Below are 20588 nucleotides of genomic sequence, written 5' to 3' on the forward strand. Positions count from 1 at the left end.
GTGAAAGATGTCGTTAACGAATCCTTTTTTACGTCACAGCACGTTGCCGTACCAGGCACCGCAGTTTGATCAGATAGAGGTGCAGCACTATCGCCCAGCGTTCGATGAAGGCGTGCGGCAAAAACGTGCAGAGATCGAGGCTATTGTGCAAAACCCGCAGGCCCCTGATTTTGCCAATACATTGCTGGCGCTTGAACAAAGCGGCGCTTTGCTGACACGCGTAACCAGCGTTTTCTTCGCGATGACGGCGGCGCACACAAACGATGAACTACAGCCCCTTGACGAAGAGTTTTCCGCAGAACTGGCGAACCTTGCCAATGATATTTATCTCAATGGCGCGCTTTTTTCGCGCGTTGAAGCGGTCTGGCAACAGCGAGGTTCGCTGGGGCTGGATAACGAATCATTACGCTTGCTGGAGGTCATCCACCAGCGTTTTGTATTAGCCGGCGCGCGTCTGAATGAGGTCGATAAAGCGAACCTTAAAGCGCTCAATACAGAGTCCGCCACGTTGACCAGCCAGTTTAATCAACGGCTGCTGGCGGCGAACAAGTCCGGTGCTCTGGTGGTGGATGATGCACGTTACCTGGACGGACTCAGCGCAGAGGAAATTGCTGTTGCCGCCGAAGCTGCAAAGGAGAAAGGGCTTGAAGCGCGTTGGGTTATCCCGCTATTGAACACGACTCAGCAACCGGCGCTTGCGGCGTTACGCGATCGCCAGACCCGTGAGAATCTGTTCAACCGCGCATGGGCGAGAGCAGAAAACAATGACGCTAACGATACTCGGGCGATTATTCAGCGACTGGTCGAGATCCGGATGCAGCAGGCGAAACTACTCGGTTTTGCCAATTACGCTGCATGGAAAATTGCCGATCAGATGGCAAAAACACCGGAAGCGGCACTCAATTTCATGCGGGCGATTGTTCCCGCTGCGCGAGCCAGGGCATTGGATGAACAGGCCGAAATCCAGAATGTTATCAATCACGAACAGGGGAAATTTAACGTCGAGGCCTGGGACTGGGCATTTTATGCCGAGCAGGTTCGTCGTGAGAAATATGCACTTGATGAGGCGCAGCTCAAACCTTACTTTGCCCTTGATACGGTGCTGAACGAGGGCGTTTTCTGGACAGCCAATCAACTCTTTGGCATAAAATTTATAGAACGGTTCGACATTCCTGTTTATCACCCGGATGTTAGGGTATGGGAAATATTCGATCACGATGGCGTAGGGCTGGCGTTATTTTACGGCGATTTCTTTGCCCGGGAATCGAAAAGCGGTGGTGCCTGGATGGGCAATTTTGTTGAGCAATCGCAACTCAATGAAACCCGGCCGGTTATTTACAACGTGTGTAATTATCAAAAACCGGCAAAAGGTCAGCCTGCATTGTTATTGTGGGATGATGTTATTACGTTATTTCATGAGTTTGGGCACACGTTGCATGGCCTGTTCGCCACTCAGCGTTATGCCACGCTTTCAGGGACCAACACTCCGCGTGATTTTGTTGAGTTTCCTTCGCAGATCAACGAACACTGGGCGAGTCATCCGCAGGTCTTTGCTCGTTTTGCTCGTCATGTTGATACCGGGGAGCAAATGCCGCAGGCGTTGCGGAATAAGATGCAGCGGGCCAGCCTGTTTAACAAAGGTTACGACATGACCGAACTGCTCAGTGCCGCATTGTTGGATATGCGTTGGCACAGTCTGGAAAAGAGCGCGTTATCTCTTTCTGTCGAACAATTTGAACAGCAGGCGCTGGCGGCTGAAGGTTTGGATCTCAAGGCTGTGCCGCCTCGTTATCGCAGCAGCTATTTTGCCCATATCTTCGGCGGCGGTTATGCAGCAGGTTATTACGCCTATTTGTGGACGCAAATGCTGGCCGATGACGGCTATCAGTGGTTTGTAGAGCAGGGCGGATTAACTCGCGAAAACGGGCAAAAGTTCCGTGAAGCGATTTTGTCCCGCGGTAACGGTACTGATTTAACTGAACTCTATCACCAGTGGAGCGGGCGCGATCCCCGTATGGAGCCGATGCTGGAACATCGTGGTTTGAGCGTCTAAGAGATTATTAGCCAGAATATTGAGCCGGGCGTGATGCCCGGTTTTTTATTATTTTAAAAGATGGCAATTTTTAGGGTTTTATATGAAAGTTGACAATAATAGTTATCAACAAATGATGATGAAATATATTCAGGAATGCTAGTTTAATAATGATGATGCCTTTGGATGTTTGATAAGATTAGCGTTCATGTACGGGCAGGTTTCTCAGGTAATTGTTAATGAAAATAGGGGTTCTAATAGCTGTGCTTGTTATGTCCGGATGTGCAGATAGTACAATTGTGCAATCCAGCGTCACTCCGTTTACGCCACATGTTTCACGCTCAAATGCTGAAATCATCGCACGGTATAAAGAAGCGCGTGAATCCGGGTTTTCCCATGGTTCTGCGTATCAATATGCCAGAGGCGACAAAACCTACACATCCGATCAATTAGAGGTGATTGGGCTTAATGAAATGCTGAATGAACCGTTATTGGTTTGACCACTTTATTGACAACGCTATGCCACACCAGAAGGTATAGCGTAATATCCTGTTAATTACGATTTATTAATTACTATTAAAAAATTTACATAAATTTTCTTTTTTATCGTTAAGATAATTTCATCAGAAACGCTCGAACAGGGAGGGAGAACGTGATGATGAGAAATACGAAGGAAATAGATGCAATTTTGATTGAGTTGAACAAGTCCATTGATGCCCACTACAAATGGTTAGTGACAATGTTCCGCTGCGTGGTGTCTTCAGATGTTACACTGCCGGATATTATGGGTGAAAACTCGCATTTTGTTTGTCGATTTGGACAGTGGCTTAATAATCAATCACGGTACAATGAGGATGATTGTAGTTACGTAAGCAAGATAAGCGCCACCCACGAAAAGATGCATTTATCAGGCAAGAAATTGCTAATGGCTATCGTGGAGAATCGTAGTCATTCATGGCATTTCGACAGTTTCCAGGATGCGCTGCTGGCATTTACTTCATCTGTAATGGACTACAAAATATATTTATTGAGTATCCGCAGTAATATCGACGCATTAACAGGTTTACCTGGCAGAAGAATGCTCGATGAGTCTTTTGATCGGCAGTTGCTCGATGCCGAACCGCTTAATCTTTATATATTGTTGTTAGATATCGATCGTTTTAAATACGTTAACGATACCTACGGCCATTTGGTTGGTGACGTGGTATTGCGGGCTCTGGCATCAAATTTATTGTCATGGACGCGATATGATGAGGCGGCGTACCGCTACGGTGGAGAAGAGTTCATTATCATCATCAGAACAAAAACGGACGAGCAGGCATGCAAGGCGGGTTTGCGACTTTGTCGTCTGATTGGTCAGAAAAAAATTCCCTACACTGAGGGAGAGATCGGTATCACGGTGACGGCAGGCATAACCCGGGTTCAACAGGGTGAAACGCTGGATACCGCGCTTGGTCGGGCCGACAGGGCGATGTATCAGGGGAAACAGACCGGCAGGAATCGCTGCATGTTTATAGATGAAAATGAGCAAATTGCGTTGGTGGACACCAATGACGGAACCTCGTATCCCCTCAGTGCGTGAGTTTTCGAAAAATGCTTTGAGGTAGTTGCGTTTCGTTTAACTTTCATTGGGGTTGTCGGTGATAGGTTAGCTGACTATCCGTTATCTTCGCAGGGAATTGCCAGATAGCGTATAAAAGCAAAACACAAATCTATCCATGCAAGCATTTACCGCTGGTTTATCCGGCGGTTTTTTTTATCTGTAAATCAGGAAAAAGGCACAGCGAGTGCGATTCAGGTAAAAAAATGGCCCCTTGTGCAGCTACGCTACAAGGGGCCGGGTCGGTGCAGGACTATCTCCGTTCATCAATCATCCCATCTGTGGCTAAAATACGCGGCCAGGAAACCGGAAAATAAAATAATTCCCAGAACAGCCATAAAAATATTCATATTACCCAGCATAGTAAATGCTCCTTTATCTGTGAGTTTCCTCTCTTACCTTAAGTTCACCTCGCTTATGACTATAGTAGCAATTCAATCTTAAACAAAGGCTGAACTGTGTGATTATTTCGACTGAAAAGTAAATTTTTGACATGATCACGTCGAATAAAATAAATAATAGTGACGAGACACATTTATCTGCGTACAAATAACCCTGTTTTTAAACCCTGAGACGCTGTTATGACGGTGTGCTGCTGATACAGATTGTTGCACGTTTATAATGCAGAGTTGTCTCATGGTGGTTCAATTTTTCGTGTGATTAATCCTTTTGGCGGGAAAATGTAATACTGATCTATGTGCGCGAGATGCTAATTTGTTGATTTTATATGAGGTTTTAATATCTGGCATCGTTTTTGCCTTATCACTTCTGAACACCCTTAATTTGCACCGTTTTGTCTGCCCGGCTGCACCGGAGCTTTCAGCAAGTCTAATTTCAGGAGTGAAACTATGCAGCGTCGTACATTTTTAAAAGCTTTTGCACTTTCTGCCTCTGTTGTCGCAATGGGCGTGAGTTTTAGCGTTCAGGCAGCCGACACCATTAAGGTTGGCATCATGCATTCGTTATCCGGCACGATGGCCATATCCGAAACGCCGCTAAAAGATGTGGCGTTGATGACCATCGATGAAATAAATGCTCAGGGCGGTGTGTTGGGTAAAAAGCTGGAACCGGTGGTGGTTGACCCGGCCTCGAACTGGCCGTTATTTGCTGAAAAAGCAAGACAACTGCTGAGTCAGGACAAGGTGGCGGCAGTTTTCGGCTGCTGGACATCGGTGTCGCGTAAATCGGTTCTACCGGTATTTGAAGAGTTAAACGGTCTGCTGTTTTACCCGGTGCAATACGAAGGTGAGGAGATGTCGCCTAACGTCTTCTATACCGGCGCAGCCCCCAATCAGCAGGCGATCCCTGCGGTTGAGTATCTGATGAGTGAGGACGGCGGTAGCGCGAAACGCTTCTTCCTGCTTGGCACGGATTATGTTTATCCGCGCACGACCAACAAAATTTTACGCGCCTTTTTGCACTCAAAAGGGGTCGCCGATAAAGACATCGAAGAGGTGTACACTCCATTCGGACACAGCGATTACCAGACCATTGTCGCCAGTATTAAAAAATTCGCCGCAGGGGGAAAAACGGCGGTGGTATCAACCATCAATGGGGATTCTAACGTACCGTTCTATAAAGAGTTAGCGAATCAGGGGCTGAAAGCCACCGATGTGCCGGTGGTGGCTTTTTCCGTGGGTGAGGAGGAGCTACGCGGTATTGATACCAAACCGCTGGTGGGCAACCTTGCCGCCTGGAACTACTTTGAGTCCGTCGATAATGCGGCCAACAAAAAGTTTGTCGCTGATTACCGGGCGTATGCCAAAGCGCACAAATTACCGAATGCTGATTCGGTGGTGACGAACGACCCAATGGAAGCCACATATGTTGGCCTGCATATGTGGGCGCAGGCGGTAGAAAAAGCCGGAACTACCGATGTGGATAAAGTTCGTGCTGCTATGGCGGGGCAATCCTTCGCTGCGCCATCAGGTTTTACCCTGACCATGGATGCGACCAACCATCACCTGCATAAACCCGTCATGATTGGCGAGATTGAAGGCAACGGCCAGTTTAACGTGGTGTGGCAAACCGATGAGCCGGTCCGCGCCCAGCCGTGGAGTCCGTACATCGCTGGTAATGATAAAAAATCTGAACAGCCTGTGAAAACCGCCAGCAACTGATCTAACGCCCTCCTGCGGGAGGGTAATGCTTTGGAGAACGCTCATGAAAGCTATGCGCTTTATTCGTGGTGTGTTGTTGCTGATGTGGTTTTTGCCGTGGATAGCCCAGGCCGCAGATGCTGATACCTTTACCGCCGCCAACCGTGCTCAGCAGGCCGCCTTGCTTGAACAATGGGCGGTGAATCCTGACGTTCAGCGCATCCCGCTGCTCAGCGCACTGCGAGATGAGAACCTGCTGACCGATAACACGAAAAATGCCTTCATCATGAACGGCTCGCACGTACAGCCGTTAGGAACAGCGATAGCCCCAAACGGCGAGCTAAAAAAAATTCGCCTGACTAACCGCCTGCGTAATCTGGTAGCCGGAGCGTTGGCTGTCCATCAGCTTTTAAGTGACAGTGTCACGGTAAGGGGGGAGGCAGCTCGTACATTACAGCGTGAGGCGCAGCCGGACATGCTGCCGTTTTTACAACAACGACTGGCTCAGGAGTCAGATGGTGATGTGAAATCCGCACTCGCTATTGTACTGGCAAATCTGCAATTGGGTAGCACCTCGCCGGAAGTCAGGCTTCAGGCAATCGAACTATTAGGGGAGTCAAATGATCCTGAAACTCAGGCGCGCCTGCAGCCATTCACCAGGGCTGAACATGAACCCAATGCCCGAGTGCGTGCTGCCGCTGACGAAAGTCTGAATTCCATCTCGCATCGCATGAAGGTTGGGGATCTTCTTGGGCAGGCTTTCATGGGACTGTCACTGGGTTCTATTTTGCTGCTTGCGGCATTGGGTCTGGCGATAACCTATGGATTACTCGGCGTCATCAATATGGCGCATGGCGAGATGTTAATGCTCGGGGCGTACTGTACCTGGATGGTGCAACAGCTGATGGGGCAGTTTTTCCCGCACGGGTTAGCCTGGTATCCGGTTATTGCACTTCCGGTCGCCTTTTTGCTGACTGCGGCAGTAGGAATGCTGCTCGAGCGTGGGGTGATACGCCATTTATATGGCCGTCCGCTTGAAACGCTACTGGCGACCTGGGGTATCAGCCTGATGCTCATCCAGTTGGTGCGTATGACTTTCGGCGCGCAAAACCTGGAAGTCGCCAATCCGGCATGGCTTTCCGGCGGTATTCAGGTTTATGCCAATCTGATATTGCCGTGGAACCGAATAGTGGTGCTTGGCTTTGCCATGCTGGTGCTGTTCTTCACCTGGCTGCTGTTGAATAAAACACGCCTCGGGCTGCGCGTGCGTGCCGTGACGCAAAATCGCAATATGGCGGCCTGCTGCGGCGTACCCACGGGACGAGTCGATATGCTGGCCTTTGGCCTTGGTTCAGGAATTGCCGGACTGGGAGGTGTGGCGCTCTCGCAACTAGGTAACGTAGGACCGGAGCTGGGGCAAAGCTACATTATCGATTCGTTTTTGGTGGTGGTACTGGGCGGCGTTGGACAGCTTGCCGGGAGCGTGGCTGCAGCTTTTGGGCTGGGGATCTTCAATAAAATTCTGGAGCCTCAGGTGGGGGCGGTTCTTGGCAAAATCATGATCCTGGTGTTGATCATTCTGTTTATTCAGAAACGACCTCAGGGACTGTTCGCGCTGAAAGGGAGGGTTATTGACTGATGACGATGCCAATGACAATAACGCTGGCGCGTAAAGCGCCGCGTACAACACGCGTGCTGGGTCTGGGCTTACTGCTGGCGTTGATTATTCTGCCGTTTCTTGCGCTGTTACCTGCGGAGCATCCGCTGGCCATATCGGTGTGGACGTTGACGCTGGCCGGGAAAATTCTCTGCTATGCCATTGTGGCCGTTGCGCTGGATCTGGTGTGGGGTTATGCCGGAATGCTCTCGCTGGGACACGGTATCTTCTTCGCGCTGGGGGGCTATGCGATGGGAATGTACCTGATGCGCCAGGCTTCCGGCGAAGGATTACCGGCCTTTATGTCGTTCCTGTCGTGGAGCGAGCTGCCCTGGTTTTGGTGGGGGACGCAACATTTTCTCTGGGCGATGCTGCTGGTTGTTCTGGTGCCGGGCCTGCTGGCGCTGGTATTTGGTTGGTTTGCCTTCCGTTCAAAAATCAAAGGTGTCTATTTCTCCATCATGACCCAGGCCCTGACTTTCGCAGGAATGCTGCTGTTTTTCCGCAATGAAACCGGCTTTGGTGGAAATAACGGTTTTACCGGTTTTACCACCATTCTGGGGTTTCCGGTGACCGCGACGTCCACCAGGATCGCGCTGTTTCTGGCGACGGTTATGCTGCTGGTGCTGGCAATATGGCTGGGACTTGCGCTGGCCCGCAGTAAGTTTGGTCGTATTCTGACCGCCGTGCGCGATGCCGAGAACCGTTTGATGTTCTGTGGTTACGATCCGAAAGGTTTCAAGTTACTGGTGTGGACGCTTTCCGCTGTACTGTGCGGCCTGGCCGGGGCGCTTTATGTCCCGCAGGTAGGGATTATCAACCCCAGCGAAATGTCGCCGACCAACTCGATTGAAGCGGCGATTTGGGTTGCTCTCGGCGGACGTGGAACCCTGATCGGCCCGGTATTTGGCGCTGTACTGGTGAACGGTGCTAAAAGCCTGTTTACCGTCATTATGCCGGAATACTGGCAGCTGTTTCTTGGCCTGATCTTTATTGGCGTTACGCTTTTTTTACCCCGTGGTGTGATTGGCCTGTTTCGCAAAGGAGACAAATAATGCAGCCGGATGAAGGACTTTTTACTCGCCAGATGCCGGGCGATCGGTTTCGCGAACAAACGGACCCGGTACTCCAACTGGAAAAAATTAACGTTAATTTCGACGGATTCCAGGCGTTAACGGATCTCTCGCTCAATATTGGCGTCGGGGAGCTGCGCTGTATTATTGGCCCCAACGGCGCCGGGAAGACGACGTTAATGGATGTCATAACCGGTAAAACCAGACCGCAAAGTGGTCGTGCGATATACGATCAGTCGACCGATTTAACAACGCTGGATCCCATTGCCATCGCGCGTCAGGGGATTGGACGGAAATTTCAAAAGCCCACGGTATTTGAAGCATTAACGGTGGAAGAGAACCTGGAGCTGGCGCTGAAAAATGATAAATCTGTCTGGGGGGCTCTACGGGCAAGACTCTCAGGCGAACAACGGGATCGTATTGATGAAGTACTGGCGCTGTTGCGGCTGGGTAATGAGCGGGCCCGCCGCGCCGGTCTGCTTTCGCATGGGCAAAAACAGTTTCTCGAAATTGGCATGCTGCTGGTGCAGGAGCCGCATTTACTGCTACTGGATGAACCCGCGGCGGGGATGACGGATGCGGAAACGGAATACACGGCGGAGCTGTTTCGCCAGCTTGCCGGTAAGCACTCTCTGATGGTTGTTGAGCACGATATGGGATTTGTTGAAACCATTGCCGATCGCGTCACAGTATTACATCAGGGACGTGTCCTCGCTCAGGGGAGTCTTCGCGATGTGCAGGCCAACGAGCAGGTTATTGAAGTCTATCTCGGGCGTTAAGGAGTTCATATGCTGCAGGTGAAAGAACTGAATCAATATTATGGTGGCAGCCATATTCTGCGCGGGGTGAGCTTTGATGCGCGTATCGGTGAGGTGACATGCCTGCTGGGGCGTAACGGCGTGGGGAAAACAACACTACTAAAGTGTCTGATGGGACTTATTCCGGCCCGTAGCGGAAGCGTGCTCTGGCAGGATAAAAATGTCACTCACTGGAAGCCGCATCAGCGGGTCAGGGCCGGTGTGGCGTATGTCCCACAGGGGCGTGATATTTTTCCGCGTTTGACGGTCGAAGAGAATCTGCTGCTCGGTCTTTCCCGTTTTTCAGCACCGGAGGCCCGACATGTTCCTGATGATATTTACGCGCTCTTTCCGGTTTTACAGGAGATGAAGCATCGGCGTGGCGGAGATTTGTCCGGCGGGCAACAGCAGCAACTGGCCATTGGACGAGCGCTGGCAAGTCGCCCACAGTTGTTGATTCTTGATGAGCCAACGGAAGGGATCCAGCCGTCGGTGATTAAAGAGATTGGTCAGGTGATTTCTCAACTGGCGCACCGGGGGGATATGGCTATATTGCTGGTGGAGCAATTCTACGATTTTGCGCAGCAGCTGGCCGACAAATACCTGCTCATGTCGCGGGGCAGCATTATTCAAAGCGGCGATGGTAAAAATATGGAGGCCGAGGGCGTTCGGGGACTGGTTGCAATCTGAGGTATGCGACAGAGCGGCTTCGGCTCTGTCGCTATACTCATCAGCAGACCACCGTCTGCCCCCAGGGCTTGGCGCGCATGCCTTTTATCATGAGCGCCCAGGCAAGAACGATCGCCACTATCAGCGCGACAAACAGCGACCATGGCGGCAATGTGGTTAAAATGACGCCGCTGACTAATGGGTTAACCGCTGCGCCAAGCCAGCCCAACGACTGGGCGGAAAAATAGCTGGCTTTCATGCCTGCTGGCGCGATGTTGTCGATAAGCATGTATTCACCCGGCGCGTAAATGACTTCGCCGATAGTGAAAAACGCAGCAGAAATTCCCCATAACAACAGACTGTTGCCGGAGAAAGCGAAACCGACCAGGCCAACGACAAAGAAGACTGTACCCACTGTCATCAACGGGCGGATATTCGTGGCGGTGAGCCTACGACCAAGTGCGTATTGCAGTGATACTACGATGGCGGCGTTAACGGGCAGGACGACTGCTACCACTTTCTCGGCAAAATCGCCATCCGCTACCACCATAACGTATTGCGAAATACAGGACGCAAAAGCACCGCCAACAAACGATGCCAGAAAGGCCGATAACGTAAACCAAAATAATGCCCGGTCGCGCAGGAGTACCGATGGGGACCACACCGCGGCGTTTAAACCTTCTGATGGTGCAGTCGAACGTTTTACCCAGGTCTGGATAAACACCAGTGGCAATGCTGAACAGGCGGCAGCCAGCCAGAAAGGCAGGTTAATGCTTTGCATCACTAGCAGCGTGCCCAGCGGTGGGCCAACGGTCCAGCCAATATTCAGCACGGTATAGTTGAGCGAGAAAATTTTAGTCTTGTTGGTGGCAGACAGATTATCGGCAAACCAGGCCTTCAGCACCGTGGCGAAGACGGAGTAGGCACAGTTGATCAGGGCAAAAAGCAAAACCACTACCACCACGTTATGCACCAGTGGGATTGCAATAAAGCCGGAAGCAAAGCCACAAATTGCCAGCAGCATATAGCGTTTTTTATCGAACTTGTCGGCCAGAATACCAAAGCCAAGGCTGAACACCACGCCAATGGTCAGCGCGACCGTCATCGCATAGCCGATCAGGTCAACGCTCAGATGATACTGCCGACTGAGGTAAATCGTCATAAATGGCAGAGTGGCGCCACGGCCAATTGTTAATAACAAAGATGACGCGAGTAACGCGAGAGTGGACCTTCTCAAGGAGATATTCATTTGCCTGCCCGACAATGCATGTTGTTATGTTTTTTTAGATATAAGAAACAAATAGCATGTCAAAACTGTGATGTACACTCAATAAGTTGTCCGAAAATGCCTTGCGTGGCCTACCTGAAATAATGATCTGTTACGGCACAACGATTTCCGTTACTTTAACTTGTTTACAAAAATTTAATATTTGCAGGGGCGGTGGTATGTCGCGTAAAGACGGGTTGTTAGCGTTACTGGTTGTCGTGGTTTGGGGACTGAACTTTGTCGTTATTAAAGTGGGTCTGCACAATATGCCACCGCTAATGTTAGCGGGATTACGTTTTTTACTGGTGGCGTTTCCGGCAATACTCTTTGTTGCCAGGCCGAAAATCCCACTTGCGTTATTGCTCGGCTATGGCCTGACCATCAGTTTTGGGCAGTTCGCATTTCTCTTTAGCGCTATCAAATTCGGCATGCCTGCAGGGTTAGCTTCTCTGGTATTGCAGGCTCAGGCGTTTTTTACCATTGTTCTGGGCGCATTTGCTTTCGGTGAGCGTCTGCAGGGTAAACAATTGGTTGGGATTGCGCTGGCGGTATTTGGCGTGCTGGTGCTGATTGAGGCCAGTCTGAATGGTCAGCATGTTGGCATGCTCGGTTTTATGCTGACGCTGGCGGCGGCGCTAAGCTGGGCCTGCGGCAATATCTTTAACAAAAAAATCATGCAGCATACATCGCGTCCGGCCGTTATGTCGTTGGTGGTATGGAGCGCGTTAATTCCCATTGTTCCGTTCTTCCTGGCATCATGGCTTCTGGATGGTCCAACGCAAATGATCCACAGTCTGGTGGAGATAGATATGACCACCATTCTTTCACTGGTTTATCTGGCGTTTGTGGCGACCATTGTGGGTTACGGTATCTGGGGTTCGTTACTCGGACGCTATGAAACCTGGCGTGTCGCGCCGTTGTCGCTGCTGGTGCCGGTCGTTGGACTGGCGAGTGCGGTCGTGCTGCTGGATGAAACGCTGACCGGATTGCAACTGCTCGGTGCGCTACTGATCATGGCAGGGTTGTATATCAATGTGTTTGGCTTTCGGTTGCGTAAGGTTGCGTCGGTGAGGGGCTAAAAAAGCCCCGCAGTGGAGTAATGCTCGTCAGTTAAGCATGTATGGTGAACATGTGATTATTGCTCATGGTTCCGTTCACCTCAGCGGTGTCATTTCTCTGAAGCGCAGATACCTGTGAACGTGCAAGGGAGACTCACCGCCGTCTCTCTTGCATCCCAGGCTCCCGGCGGGAAAATCGTCGCTGCGCGAGTTATTCGTCTTATGTCGTCTGCCTGTCGGGTCGGGGCCGAGCCTGCGTCCCTGCGGGCCGTCCCCTCTGTCCGCATCCCTGCGGACAGACCCGGTCAGCCGTCAACACTCATCGATTTTCAGCCGGACCGGGGTCATCGCTTCAACGCACTGACTTCCAGTTATATCCGTATTGCTGTTCAGAGATATTCAAATAAAAGCGTAGGTGGTGAGGTGTGGACTGGTCCGGCTGAAAATTGCCGACGTGTTTCCGTAAGGCCGGGAGAGCCAGCATGGATGCTGGCTCAGGGCGCGCTTTGCAAGGACGCTTCCTCGCGCCCGGCCCGGTAGCCTTTAGGAATAAGCGGAGGGTATTGCGCAGCAACAATTTTCCTGCCGGGAGCCGGGATTGTAAAGGGCGTGGCGGAGAACGCCCTTTACACGTTCACAGGAGTCAGTGTTTTAGAGAAGCAATGCACATGAGGTGAACGGAACTCTTTCTCCTAGATAGCATGTTATTTACCTCCGCCAGCACAGGTTGATGCTTACTGAAACTGAGGCGCTAACTGACAGGCATTACCGCAGTTGCTGGGCAATATAATTACAGGTTGCGCATATTGTAATAAGGCACACCTAATTCGTCGGACTTGTCACTGCCTGCACCCATATGATTAAAATCGAACGGGGACTGATCGTGCGCAGGGGGCATAATCATCGCGTCGCGACTGTTCTGGGTGGCAGGTTGCGCGGTCTGTTCCGCCATGCTCTGGCCCGAAACAACAAACAGCAGGGCCAGCATTGCATAAGACAGAAGTTTCATGATTTCCTCGGTTACGTCGTTAACTGGCGATTAGCAATTACATTGATTGAGTGGAAGCAAATAGCGTGATTCGCCGTGCATATTCGTCATACGGTACTTATGCGGCGGAACATCAAAATAGTTTTTGAATGTCCGGGTCAGCGTCTGCTGAGACTCAAAACCGTAACGCTCTGCCAGATAAAGAATGGGCTCGTTACTCTCTTTTAATTTTTGCGCTATTTCAGTCATTTTACGGCTGCGAATGTATTGACCCAGTGAATGGCCGGTTTCTTTTTTAAACATCCGTTGCAGGTGCCATTTGGAGTAACCTGAACGCTCAGACACTTTTTCCAGCGAGAGCGGCGATTCAAGGTTATTTTCGATCCAGTCCAAAATGCTATGAATAGTGATTGTGTCAGTATTGCGTCTGGACATCGTCATACCTCTTTCTGTTTACGGCAGGATTCTCTTAAGCAAGTGCTCAAGTGTGGCTACTTCATCCGCCGTTAAGTTTTTTGTTAATTCCTGGTGCAGGTCTTGCCCTACTAATTGATGACACTGCTCGCAAATTGCTGCGCCATGCTCAGTGAGTTTCACCAGCACGCCACGCTTGTCATGTGGATTCGGAAGCCTTTCGATCCAGCCTTTACAGGCCAGTCTGTCCAGCATCCGCGTCAGGGCGCCAAGGTCGACAGACAGCACTTTTTTCAATTCGACAGGGGTGATGCACACCGCGCAACGGATGGAGCAGAGCACCTTGAACTGCGATGCCGTGATATCCAGCGGTGACAGATAGTCGTTTAGCAAACGATCTTTTTTCTGATTAACCATATAGATCAAACGACCCAGTGGGATGATTTCGTTAAACAGATCACTGGTGTTTTTCACAATGGTTGCCCTGGCAAGTAGTTAGTCACGGCTGATATTATTGCTTAGGCAAATATAAGTCAAATGAATGAGTCAGCAAATGCCACGTTTTGCTAAATCATCAGACTTAATACCTGGCGAGTGGAATTTTAACGGTTTGATAATTATGGTTTATACGTGCTGATGAAAAATGAATCCTTACACCACGAAAATGGCTTATCTCGCGGATTTCACCGTATACTTGCCGTTGACGATTAACGCACAGGAAAGATGACATTATGATGGACTTGTTTAAAGCGATAGGACTTGGGCTGGTAGTCCTGTTACCGTTGGCAAACCCGTTAACCACCGTAGCGTTGTTCCTTGGCCTTGCCGGCAATATGAACAGCGCAGAGCGTAACCGTCAGTCACTCATGGCGTCCGTTTACGTGTTTGCCATCATGATGGTGGCGTACTATGCCGGGCAACTTGTGATGAATACCTTCGGGATTTCGATTCCCGGACTACGTATTGCGGGTGGGTTAATCGTTGCGTTTATCGGCTTCCGGATGCTGTTTCCGCAGCAGAAGGCGCATGATTCTCCGGAAGCGAGAAGTAAGTCAGAAGAGCTGGAAGACGAGCCGACTGCCAATATCGCCTTTGTACCGCTGGCTATGCCAAGCACTGCCGGTCCGGGGACGATTGCGATGATCATCAGTTCCGCGTCAACTGTGCGTCATGGTTCCGAATTTCCGGACTGGGTGATCATGGTCGCACCGCCGATTATTTTTGCGGTTGTTGGGATTATCCTGTGGGGCTGTTTGCGCAGTTCCGGGGGGATCATGCGCCTCGTCGGCAAAGGTGGTATCGAAGCGATTTCTCGTTTGATGGGCTTCTTACTGGTGTGTATGGGCGTGCAGTTTATTATTAACGGCGTGCTGGAAATTATCAAAACCTACGCTTAAAACACTGTGCCCGGTAATATCTACCGGGCATATTTTTTTATGAATGCTGAGGTTGTTCTTCCAGCGATACCGGCCATTTACGAAAGATAATCACCGACCATATCAACGCCACCACGGCAGGCACTGCGCCGACGTAACCAATCGTAGACATCGACCAGTGTAAACTCACCTGATTGCCTACCAGCGCGCCAGCGCCAATACCGATATTAAAGATACCTGAGAATAGTGCCATTGCGACGTCAGTCGCATCAGGAGCAAGCGCCAGCACTTTCACCTGCATTCCCAGACCTATCAGCATGATGGCGACGCCCCAGAAAATACTCAGGACAGCAAGGTGCATTTCGCTGTCAGCAGCCGGAAGTAACAGCACCAGGCATACCGTCAACAGGGCAATGGCGCTGCTAATCAGCACGGATGCATGCAGATTCCCCAGCTTACCGAAAATGACGCTACCGACAATTCCCGCGCCACCCAGAACCAGCAACAGCACGGTAGCAAAGTTTGCGCTCAGACCCGCGACGGTCTGCACAAACGGCTCGATATAGCTGTAGGCCGTGTAATGTGCGGTGACCACAATCACCGTCAGTAGATACAGACTCATCAATGCCGGACGATGGAATAACACCGGCAGGCTTTTTAAAGAGCCGGAGTGCTCACTGGGGAGTTTGGGCAGGAGCTTAATCAGGCAAAGCAGGGTAACTAACGCCCCCATACCGATGGCGAAGAAGGTCGTGCGCCAGCCAAAATACTGACCGACGATACGCCCGATTGGCAGCCCCAACACCATCGCCAGTGCGGTGCCAGTGGCAATCAGGCTGAGAGCCTGTGCACGTTTACCTGCAGGGGCCAGGCGGATCGCCAGCGATGCGGTAATCGACCAGAAAATAGCGTGCGCAAAAGCAATACCAATACGGCTAATTACCAGCACGGTAAAATTCCATGCCAGGAAAGAGAGCACATGGCTGGCGATAAACACAACAAACAGACAGATCAGCAGTTTTCGGCGCTCCACCTGACTGGTAAGTAACATAAAAGGGAGCGACATCAGGGCGACAACCCAGGCGTAGATCGTCAGCATGATCCCGACCTGAGCGGTCTGCATATTGAAACTTTGTGCGATGTCGGACAGCAAGCCGACAGGGACAAACTCGGTGGTATTGAAAATAAAACCGGCAATGGCAAGCGTAACTACCCGTAGCCACGCGACCTTGCGGGAAACAGTGTCTGTTGTCATATCAAATAAGAGGATTAGCTGCGAAAAGGTAAGGCCACGATCTTAAAACGTTTGCTGGCGAAAATACAATCATTTTGTGATATGGATCTCATTTCATTGGCAGGGCGCCACAATGTGCTGCCGAACATTCCTCGGATTTTTAAGTATTTCAATAATAATGAAATTCCGGGCGTATGACTTCACCCGGATTTACAGGTATTCATGTTCTGTGAGGAGCGCCAGTTACTCTGGGCTCTGTGATAACTGAGGGTTCAACACCTCAATAAACGCTTCCAACTGACGTGTCATTGCACCTCTGCGCCAGACCAGCCATGTATTCAGCCAGCGCCAGTTCTCGCTTAGCGGCCAGGCGTTGACCTGATGATGCCCTGGCATGCTCTCCAGCATCGATCGCGGGATCAGTGCGATACCCGCGCCGGCAATGACGCAGGCCAGCATGCCATGATATGACTCCATTTCATGAATGGTGCCGGGCATGGCGCGATCGGCATGAAACCAGCTTTCAAAATGGCGGCGATAGGAACAGTTGGCGCGAAAGGCGTAAATACTGCAACCGTTGACGTCGCTGGCCCGCTGAATGGGGGGATGGCCGTGCGGCGTCACGATCATCATCTCTTCACGGTAGACCGGCATTCCTTCAAGTCCCGGATGGGTAATTGGGCCATCGACAAAGGCCGCGTTCAATGTACCGTCGAGTACGCCGTCCAGCATTGTGCCTGAAGGACCTGTCGCCAGCGCGAACTGAATTTTGGGGTAACGTTGGTTATATTCAGCCAGCGTGGCGGGGATGCGTACTGCTGCTGTACTTTCAAGCGAGCCGAGAGAGAAGAGTCCTTGTGGCTCATCCCCGGCGACGACCATCCTGGCTTCCTCAACCAGTGCCAGGATCCGCTGGCTGTAGCGCAAAAAGTTGTGCCCGGATGGGGAAAGCCGCAGGCGCTGGTTTTCACGAATAAACAGATCAACGCCCAGGTCGGCTTCAAGCTGACGTATACGGGTGGTGAGATTGGATGGCACGCGATGCACCTTCGCGGCGGCCTGCGTAATACTGCCAGTCTCCGCGACGGCATTGAACATTTCCAGCTGCGTCAGATCCATAATCTTCTCTATTCGTGAATGGTATGGTTAATATTATTCATTTTTCAGAAAGAGTAAATATGCTCATGATATAACCATACCCTGCGATAAAGAGAGGCACTTATGACTATCACAACAGCAACACATGCGATTTCCATTGACCCTGCCAGCGGTGAAAGGCTGACGGCGACGCCGTGGGCCAGCGCGGAAGAGATTGATCATGCGCTGAACCTTGCCGCGAATGGCTATAGCGAATGGAAACATACTTCCGTTGAGCACCGTGCGCAAACGCTGCGCCAGATCGGGCAAGCTCTGCGCCATCGTGCGGAAGAGATGGCGCAGAGTATCTCACGTGAAATGGGCAAACCCATTAAGCAGGCGCATGCTGAAGTCGCCAAGTCAGCTGCATTGTGTGACTGGTACGCCGAGCATGGACCGGCGATGCTCAATCCGGAACCTACGCTGGTGGAGAATAACCAGGCAGTGATTGAATATCGTCCGCTAGGAACCATTCTGGCGATCATGCCGTGGAACTTCCCGCTATGGCAGGTAATGCGAGGTGCCGTCCCGATTCTGTTGGCCGGAAATAGCTACCTGTTAAAGCATGCGCCTAACGTAACCGGCTGTGCTGCAATTATTGCGCAGATTTTCGCTGATGCTGGTGTACCCGCGGGGGTTTACGGTTGGGTGAATGCCGATAACACCGGGGTCAGTCAGATGATCAATGACCCGCGTATTACGGCGGTAACGTTGACAGGCAGTGTACGTGCCGGTGCGGTGATTGGCGCTCAGGCTGGGGCCGCTCTGAAAAAATGTGTGCTTGAACTGGGCGGCTCCGATCCGTTTATTGTCCTCAATGATGCTGACCTCGATCTGGCCGTTAAGGCGGCGGTCGCTGGGCGTTATCAGAACACCGGGCAGGTTTGTGCGGCAGCCAAGCGCTTTATTATCGAAGAAGGGATTGCGGCAGAGTTTACTTCACGCTTTGTGGCCGCTGCGAGCGCGCTCAAAATGGGGGATCCGCTGAACGAAGAAAACGATCTGGGGCCGATGGCGCGATTTGATCTGCGTGATGAGCTGCACCAGCAGGTAGAAGCCACCCTTTCCGAAGGGGCACGGTTACTTCTCGGCGGGGAAAAAATTGCGGGTCAGGGCAATTACTATGCCGTGACGGTACTGGGCGATGTCACTCCAGAGATGACGGCGTTCCGCCAGGAGCTGTTTGGTCCGGTTGCGGCAATTACCGTGGCGAAGAATGCTGAACATGCCTTAGCGCTGGCGAATGACAGTGATTTCGGCTTATCCGCCACGGTGTTTACTGCGGATGAAGCGCTGGCGCAGAAGATGGCGTCACGCCTGGAGTGTGGTGGCGTATTTATCAATGGTTACAGCGCCAGCGATGCCCGCGTTGCGTTTGGTGGTGTGAAGAAAAGTGGCTTTGGCCGCGAACTTTCTCACTTTGGCCTGCATGAGTTTTGTAACGTGCAGACCGTCTGGAAAAACCGCCTTTGATGGTGTGGGTGCCTCCGCTGGGGGCACCTGTCTTATTTCTGCAATTTTTCTGTCATTTACTCTCCGTACACTCGCAGCTAACGCTTTGATACAGAAGAGTAATATGAACATAACGCAAATTTTCCATCGTCTAATACCCCGTCAGTTCGGTCTGTTAACCGGCATTTTTTGCATTATTGCGCTGTTCTCTGTTTTGCAGGTCGTGTCCTCCTTGATGCTCTCGGCCTCAGTCAGCGACGCACAGCATAATGAAGGGCGTAATCAACTCGCGCTTTTGCAGCAGGCAAAGGTCGATGAAGCGCGGGTGGCGTTATTATCTGCCAGCGATTTACTTAACCGTGCGGGAATTTATTTTATGCAGGATGCCGCCACCGGTTCGGACGGGAGTTGGCGTCCGTTAATGGAAGAGGCGTATCGGGCGCTGGCGCAGTCAAAAAGTGCATGGGATGCCTGGCGGGATATGAAGCCGCAGTCGGATCCGGATCTAACTGAGAGCTATCAGCGTTTTTATAGCGGTATTCAGGAGCAGGCGGATGGGCTGACGCAGTCAGGTTCCATTGATGCGTTTTTTGCCGTACCCGTGCAGGCCTTTCAGACAGACTTTAACGGTAATTACGCGCGCTTTCAGCAGGACAGTGGGCGACATGCGGAAGCTGGGCGTCAGCAGTTGTTGACCAGTCTTGAGCGTTTACAGAATCTATTTTTGTTTATTCCTCTGGTGCTGGTGGTTATCGCCTTTCTGGTCTGGCGTAGTATGTTCCGTTGGGTGATTATGCCGCTGCGACGGCTGATCGATCATATCGATATTTTAGCGGCGGGTGATCTTTCTCGGCCAGCCCCGCAGGTGAGTCAGTTTAATCGGGAAGTGACGCAATTAAGTTCGTGTATTGCTGCAATGCAGCAGGGGCTCTGCGCGCTGGTGCGGCAGGTGAATGATGCCACCACCGCAATGGTAGGAAATATCAACGAACTTGCGCAGAACAATAAACAACTATACCAGCAGTCGGCAAAACAAAGTGAAGAGTTGAGCACTGTGACATCGCATATTTCGGTTCTGGAAACGCATGTTGAGGATAACAGTGGCTTTGCTGAACTGGCGAATCAACGCGCAGTGCAGGCGCGTGATATTGCGGCAGGTGGAGACCGAATGATGGCGACGGTAAATGCGTCAATGCAGGCGATTGTGACTCGCTCGTCTGAAATGCGAGGGATTACAACGCTTATCGACAACATTGCATTTCAGACAAATATCCTGGCTCTCAACGCCGCAATCGAGGCAGCACATGCCGGGGAGCAAGGGCGCGGGTTTGCCGTAGTTGCGAAAGAAGTTGGGCTGCTGGCGCGAAAAAGTGGTCAGTCTACGCAAAACATTCAGACACTGATTAAACACTCGTTACAGGGCATTGAAGAGGGCTTTCACGCGGTTAACGGACTGGATAAGAATTTGCAGCAGGTTATCGCACTGGTGGAAAACCTCGGCGCGTTACTGAACGACATTTCGACTGCAACGTTAAATCAGGGGAACAGTATTCACCAGTTAACCCGTCAGCTTCATGTCCTGAACGGCGAAGCCCGACAAACCAGTGATCTGGTGAATGCTGCATCTGATTCTTCCTTACAGCTTCACCATGAATCTAACCAGCTTATGCAGGCCGTGGCCAGATTCCGCCTTCCGGCCTGACGCTGCGTATTCAGCTCTGTTATACTCGCAGGC

19 protein-coding genes are annotated in these 20588 nt (G+C 51.2%); 12 read left to right on the plus strand and 7 right to left on the minus strand.

The annotated features are described in order from the left end of the window. The first annotated feature begins 7 nt into the window (after positions 1-7). The 3 genes from dcp to OGX90_RS11715 all read left to right on the plus strand — a co-directional run bounded on the left by dcp (position 8) and on the right by OGX90_RS11715 (position 3614). A complete protein-coding gene (gene dcp, locus OGX90_RS11705) occupies positions 8-2053 on the plus strand; it encodes a peptidyl-dipeptidase Dcp (RefSeq protein WP_286623886.1) in 2046 nt (681 codons plus the stop codon). A 218-nt stretch (positions 2054-2271) separates the two neighbouring features. After that, positions 2272-2532, plus strand: a complete 261-nt coding sequence (locus OGX90_RS11710; RefSeq protein ID WP_020996405.1) for a hypothetical protein — start codon at positions 2272-2274, stop codon at positions 2530-2532. Positions 2533-2687: 155 nt separating this feature from the next. Next, positions 2688-3614 (plus strand): diguanylate cyclase, encoded by a 927-nt coding sequence (locus OGX90_RS11715; protein WP_286623887.1) that lies wholly within the window; start codon positions 2688-2690, stop codon positions 3612-3614. Positions 3615-3898: 284 nt separating this feature from the next. Here the strand turns inward: OGX90_RS11715 and mgtS are convergent, their stop codons facing one another. Continuing rightward, complete coding sequence (gene mgtS / locus OGX90_RS11720; RefSeq protein WP_003032406.1) at positions 3899-3994, minus strand: protein MgtS; 96 nt, start codon at positions 3992-3994, stop codon at positions 3899-3901. Positions 3995-4480: 486 nt separating this feature from the next. Here mgtS and urtA point away from each other — a divergent pair, with 486 nt between their 5' ends. The 5 genes from urtA to urtE are packed head-to-tail and all read left to right on the plus strand — an operon-like array spanning position 4481 to position 9948. After that, positions 4481-5752: an urea ABC transporter substrate-binding protein gene (gene urtA, locus OGX90_RS11725; protein WP_003832925.1), complete on the plus strand. Its 1272-nt coding sequence runs from the start codon at positions 4481-4483 to the stop codon at positions 5750-5752. A 43-nt stretch (positions 5753-5795) separates the two neighbouring features. After that, complete coding sequence (gene urtB, locus OGX90_RS11730; RefSeq protein ID WP_060682227.1) at positions 5796-7370, plus strand: urea ABC transporter permease subunit UrtB; 1575 nt, start codon at positions 5796-5798, stop codon at positions 7368-7370. Further along, the gene (urtC, locus tag OGX90_RS11735) at positions 7370-8443 is read left to right on the plus strand and encodes an urea ABC transporter permease subunit UrtC (protein ID WP_008784742.1); all 1074 of its coding nucleotides are present in this window, start codon (positions 7370-7372) and stop codon (positions 8441-8443) included. The genes urtB and urtC overlap by 1 nt, the downstream gene beginning before the upstream one ends. Beyond that, positions 8443-9240, plus strand: a complete 798-nt coding sequence (gene urtD, locus OGX90_RS11740) for an urea ABC transporter ATP-binding protein UrtD (protein ID WP_008784743.1) — start codon at positions 8443-8445, stop codon at positions 9238-9240. The genes urtC and urtD overlap by 1 nt, the downstream gene beginning before the upstream one ends. 9 nt (positions 9241-9249) lie before the next feature. Continuing rightward, a complete protein-coding gene (urtE, locus tag OGX90_RS11745; protein WP_198802171.1) occupies positions 9250-9948 on the plus strand; it encodes an urea ABC transporter ATP-binding subunit UrtE in 699 nt (232 codons plus the stop codon). Positions 9949-9988: 40 nt separating this feature from the next. Here the strand turns inward: urtE and ydeE are convergent, their stop codons facing one another. Next, positions 9989-11176 (minus strand): efflux MFS transporter YdeE, encoded by a 1188-nt coding sequence (gene ydeE, locus OGX90_RS11750; protein WP_032943415.1) that lies wholly within the window; start codon positions 11174-11176, stop codon positions 9989-9991. Positions 11177-11373: 197 nt separating this feature from the next. Between ydeE and eamA the strand changes: the two genes are divergently transcribed. After that, a complete protein-coding gene (gene eamA, locus OGX90_RS11755; RefSeq protein ID WP_286623890.1) occupies positions 11374-12273 on the plus strand; it encodes an O-acetylserine/cysteine exporter in 900 nt (299 codons plus the stop codon). 769 nt (positions 12274-13042) lie between these two features. Here eamA and marB read toward each other — a convergent pair. Genes marB through marR form a run of 3 tightly spaced genes read right to left on the minus strand, consistent with a single transcriptional unit; the run spans position 13043 to position 14128 of the window. Next, the gene (gene marB / locus OGX90_RS11760; protein ID WP_003832934.1) at positions 13043-13261 is read right to left on the minus strand and encodes a multiple antibiotic resistance protein MarB; all 219 of its coding nucleotides are present in this window, start codon (positions 13259-13261) and stop codon (positions 13043-13045) included. Positions 13262-13291: 30 nt separating this feature from the next. Next, positions 13292-13675, minus strand: a complete 384-nt coding sequence (gene marA / locus OGX90_RS11765; RefSeq protein WP_003032424.1) for an MDR efflux pump AcrAB transcriptional activator MarA — start codon at positions 13673-13675, stop codon at positions 13292-13294. A gap of 18 nt (positions 13676-13693) precedes the next feature. After that, positions 13694-14128, minus strand: coding sequence for a multiple antibiotic resistance transcriptional regulator MarR (gene marR / locus OGX90_RS11770; RefSeq protein ID WP_003832935.1), 435 nt, complete (start codon positions 14126-14128; stop codon positions 13694-13696). A 257-nt stretch (positions 14129-14385) separates the two neighbouring features. On the opposite strand from marR, the gene OGX90_RS11775 reads away from it, so the two are divergent. Further along, the gene (locus OGX90_RS11775; protein WP_003832936.1) at positions 14386-15051 is read left to right on the plus strand and encodes a MarC family NAAT transporter; all 666 of its coding nucleotides are present in this window, start codon (positions 14386-14388) and stop codon (positions 15049-15051) included. Between the two features lie 37 nt (positions 15052-15088). On the opposite strand, the gene OGX90_RS11780 is transcribed toward OGX90_RS11775, so the two are convergent. Both OGX90_RS11780 and ptrR read right to left on the minus strand, forming a co-directional pair. Next, positions 15089-16285: a sugar transporter gene (locus tag OGX90_RS11780; protein WP_008784749.1), complete on the minus strand. Its 1197-nt coding sequence runs from the start codon at positions 16283-16285 to the stop codon at positions 15089-15091. A 222-nt stretch (positions 16286-16507) separates the two neighbouring features. Continuing rightward, positions 16508-17383 (minus strand): putrescine utilization regulator PtrR, encoded by an 876-nt coding sequence (ptrR, locus tag OGX90_RS11785; RefSeq protein WP_048214206.1) that lies wholly within the window; start codon positions 17381-17383, stop codon positions 16508-16510. Positions 17384-17485: 102 nt separating this feature from the next. Here ptrR and sad point away from each other — a divergent pair, with 102 nt between their 5' ends. Together sad and OGX90_RS11795 are read left to right on the plus strand one after the other, a co-directional pair. Continuing rightward, the gene (gene sad / locus OGX90_RS11790; protein ID WP_286623893.1) at positions 17486-18874 is read left to right on the plus strand and encodes a succinate-semialdehyde dehydrogenase; all 1389 of its coding nucleotides are present in this window, start codon (positions 17486-17488) and stop codon (positions 18872-18874) included. 103 nt (positions 18875-18977) lie between these two features. After that, positions 18978-20555 carry a methyl-accepting chemotaxis protein gene (locus OGX90_RS11795; protein WP_286623897.1) on the plus strand — a complete coding sequence of 526 codons (1578 nt, stop codon included), beginning with the start codon at positions 18978-18980 and terminating at the stop codon, positions 20553-20555. The last annotated feature ends 33 nt before the right edge of the window (positions 20556-20588 follow it).

This window comes from Citrobacter sp. Cpo012 (genome assembly GCF_030333015.1).
Taxonomy (GTDB): Bacteria; Pseudomonadota; Gammaproteobacteria; order Enterobacterales; family Enterobacteriaceae; genus Citrobacter; species Citrobacter portucalensis.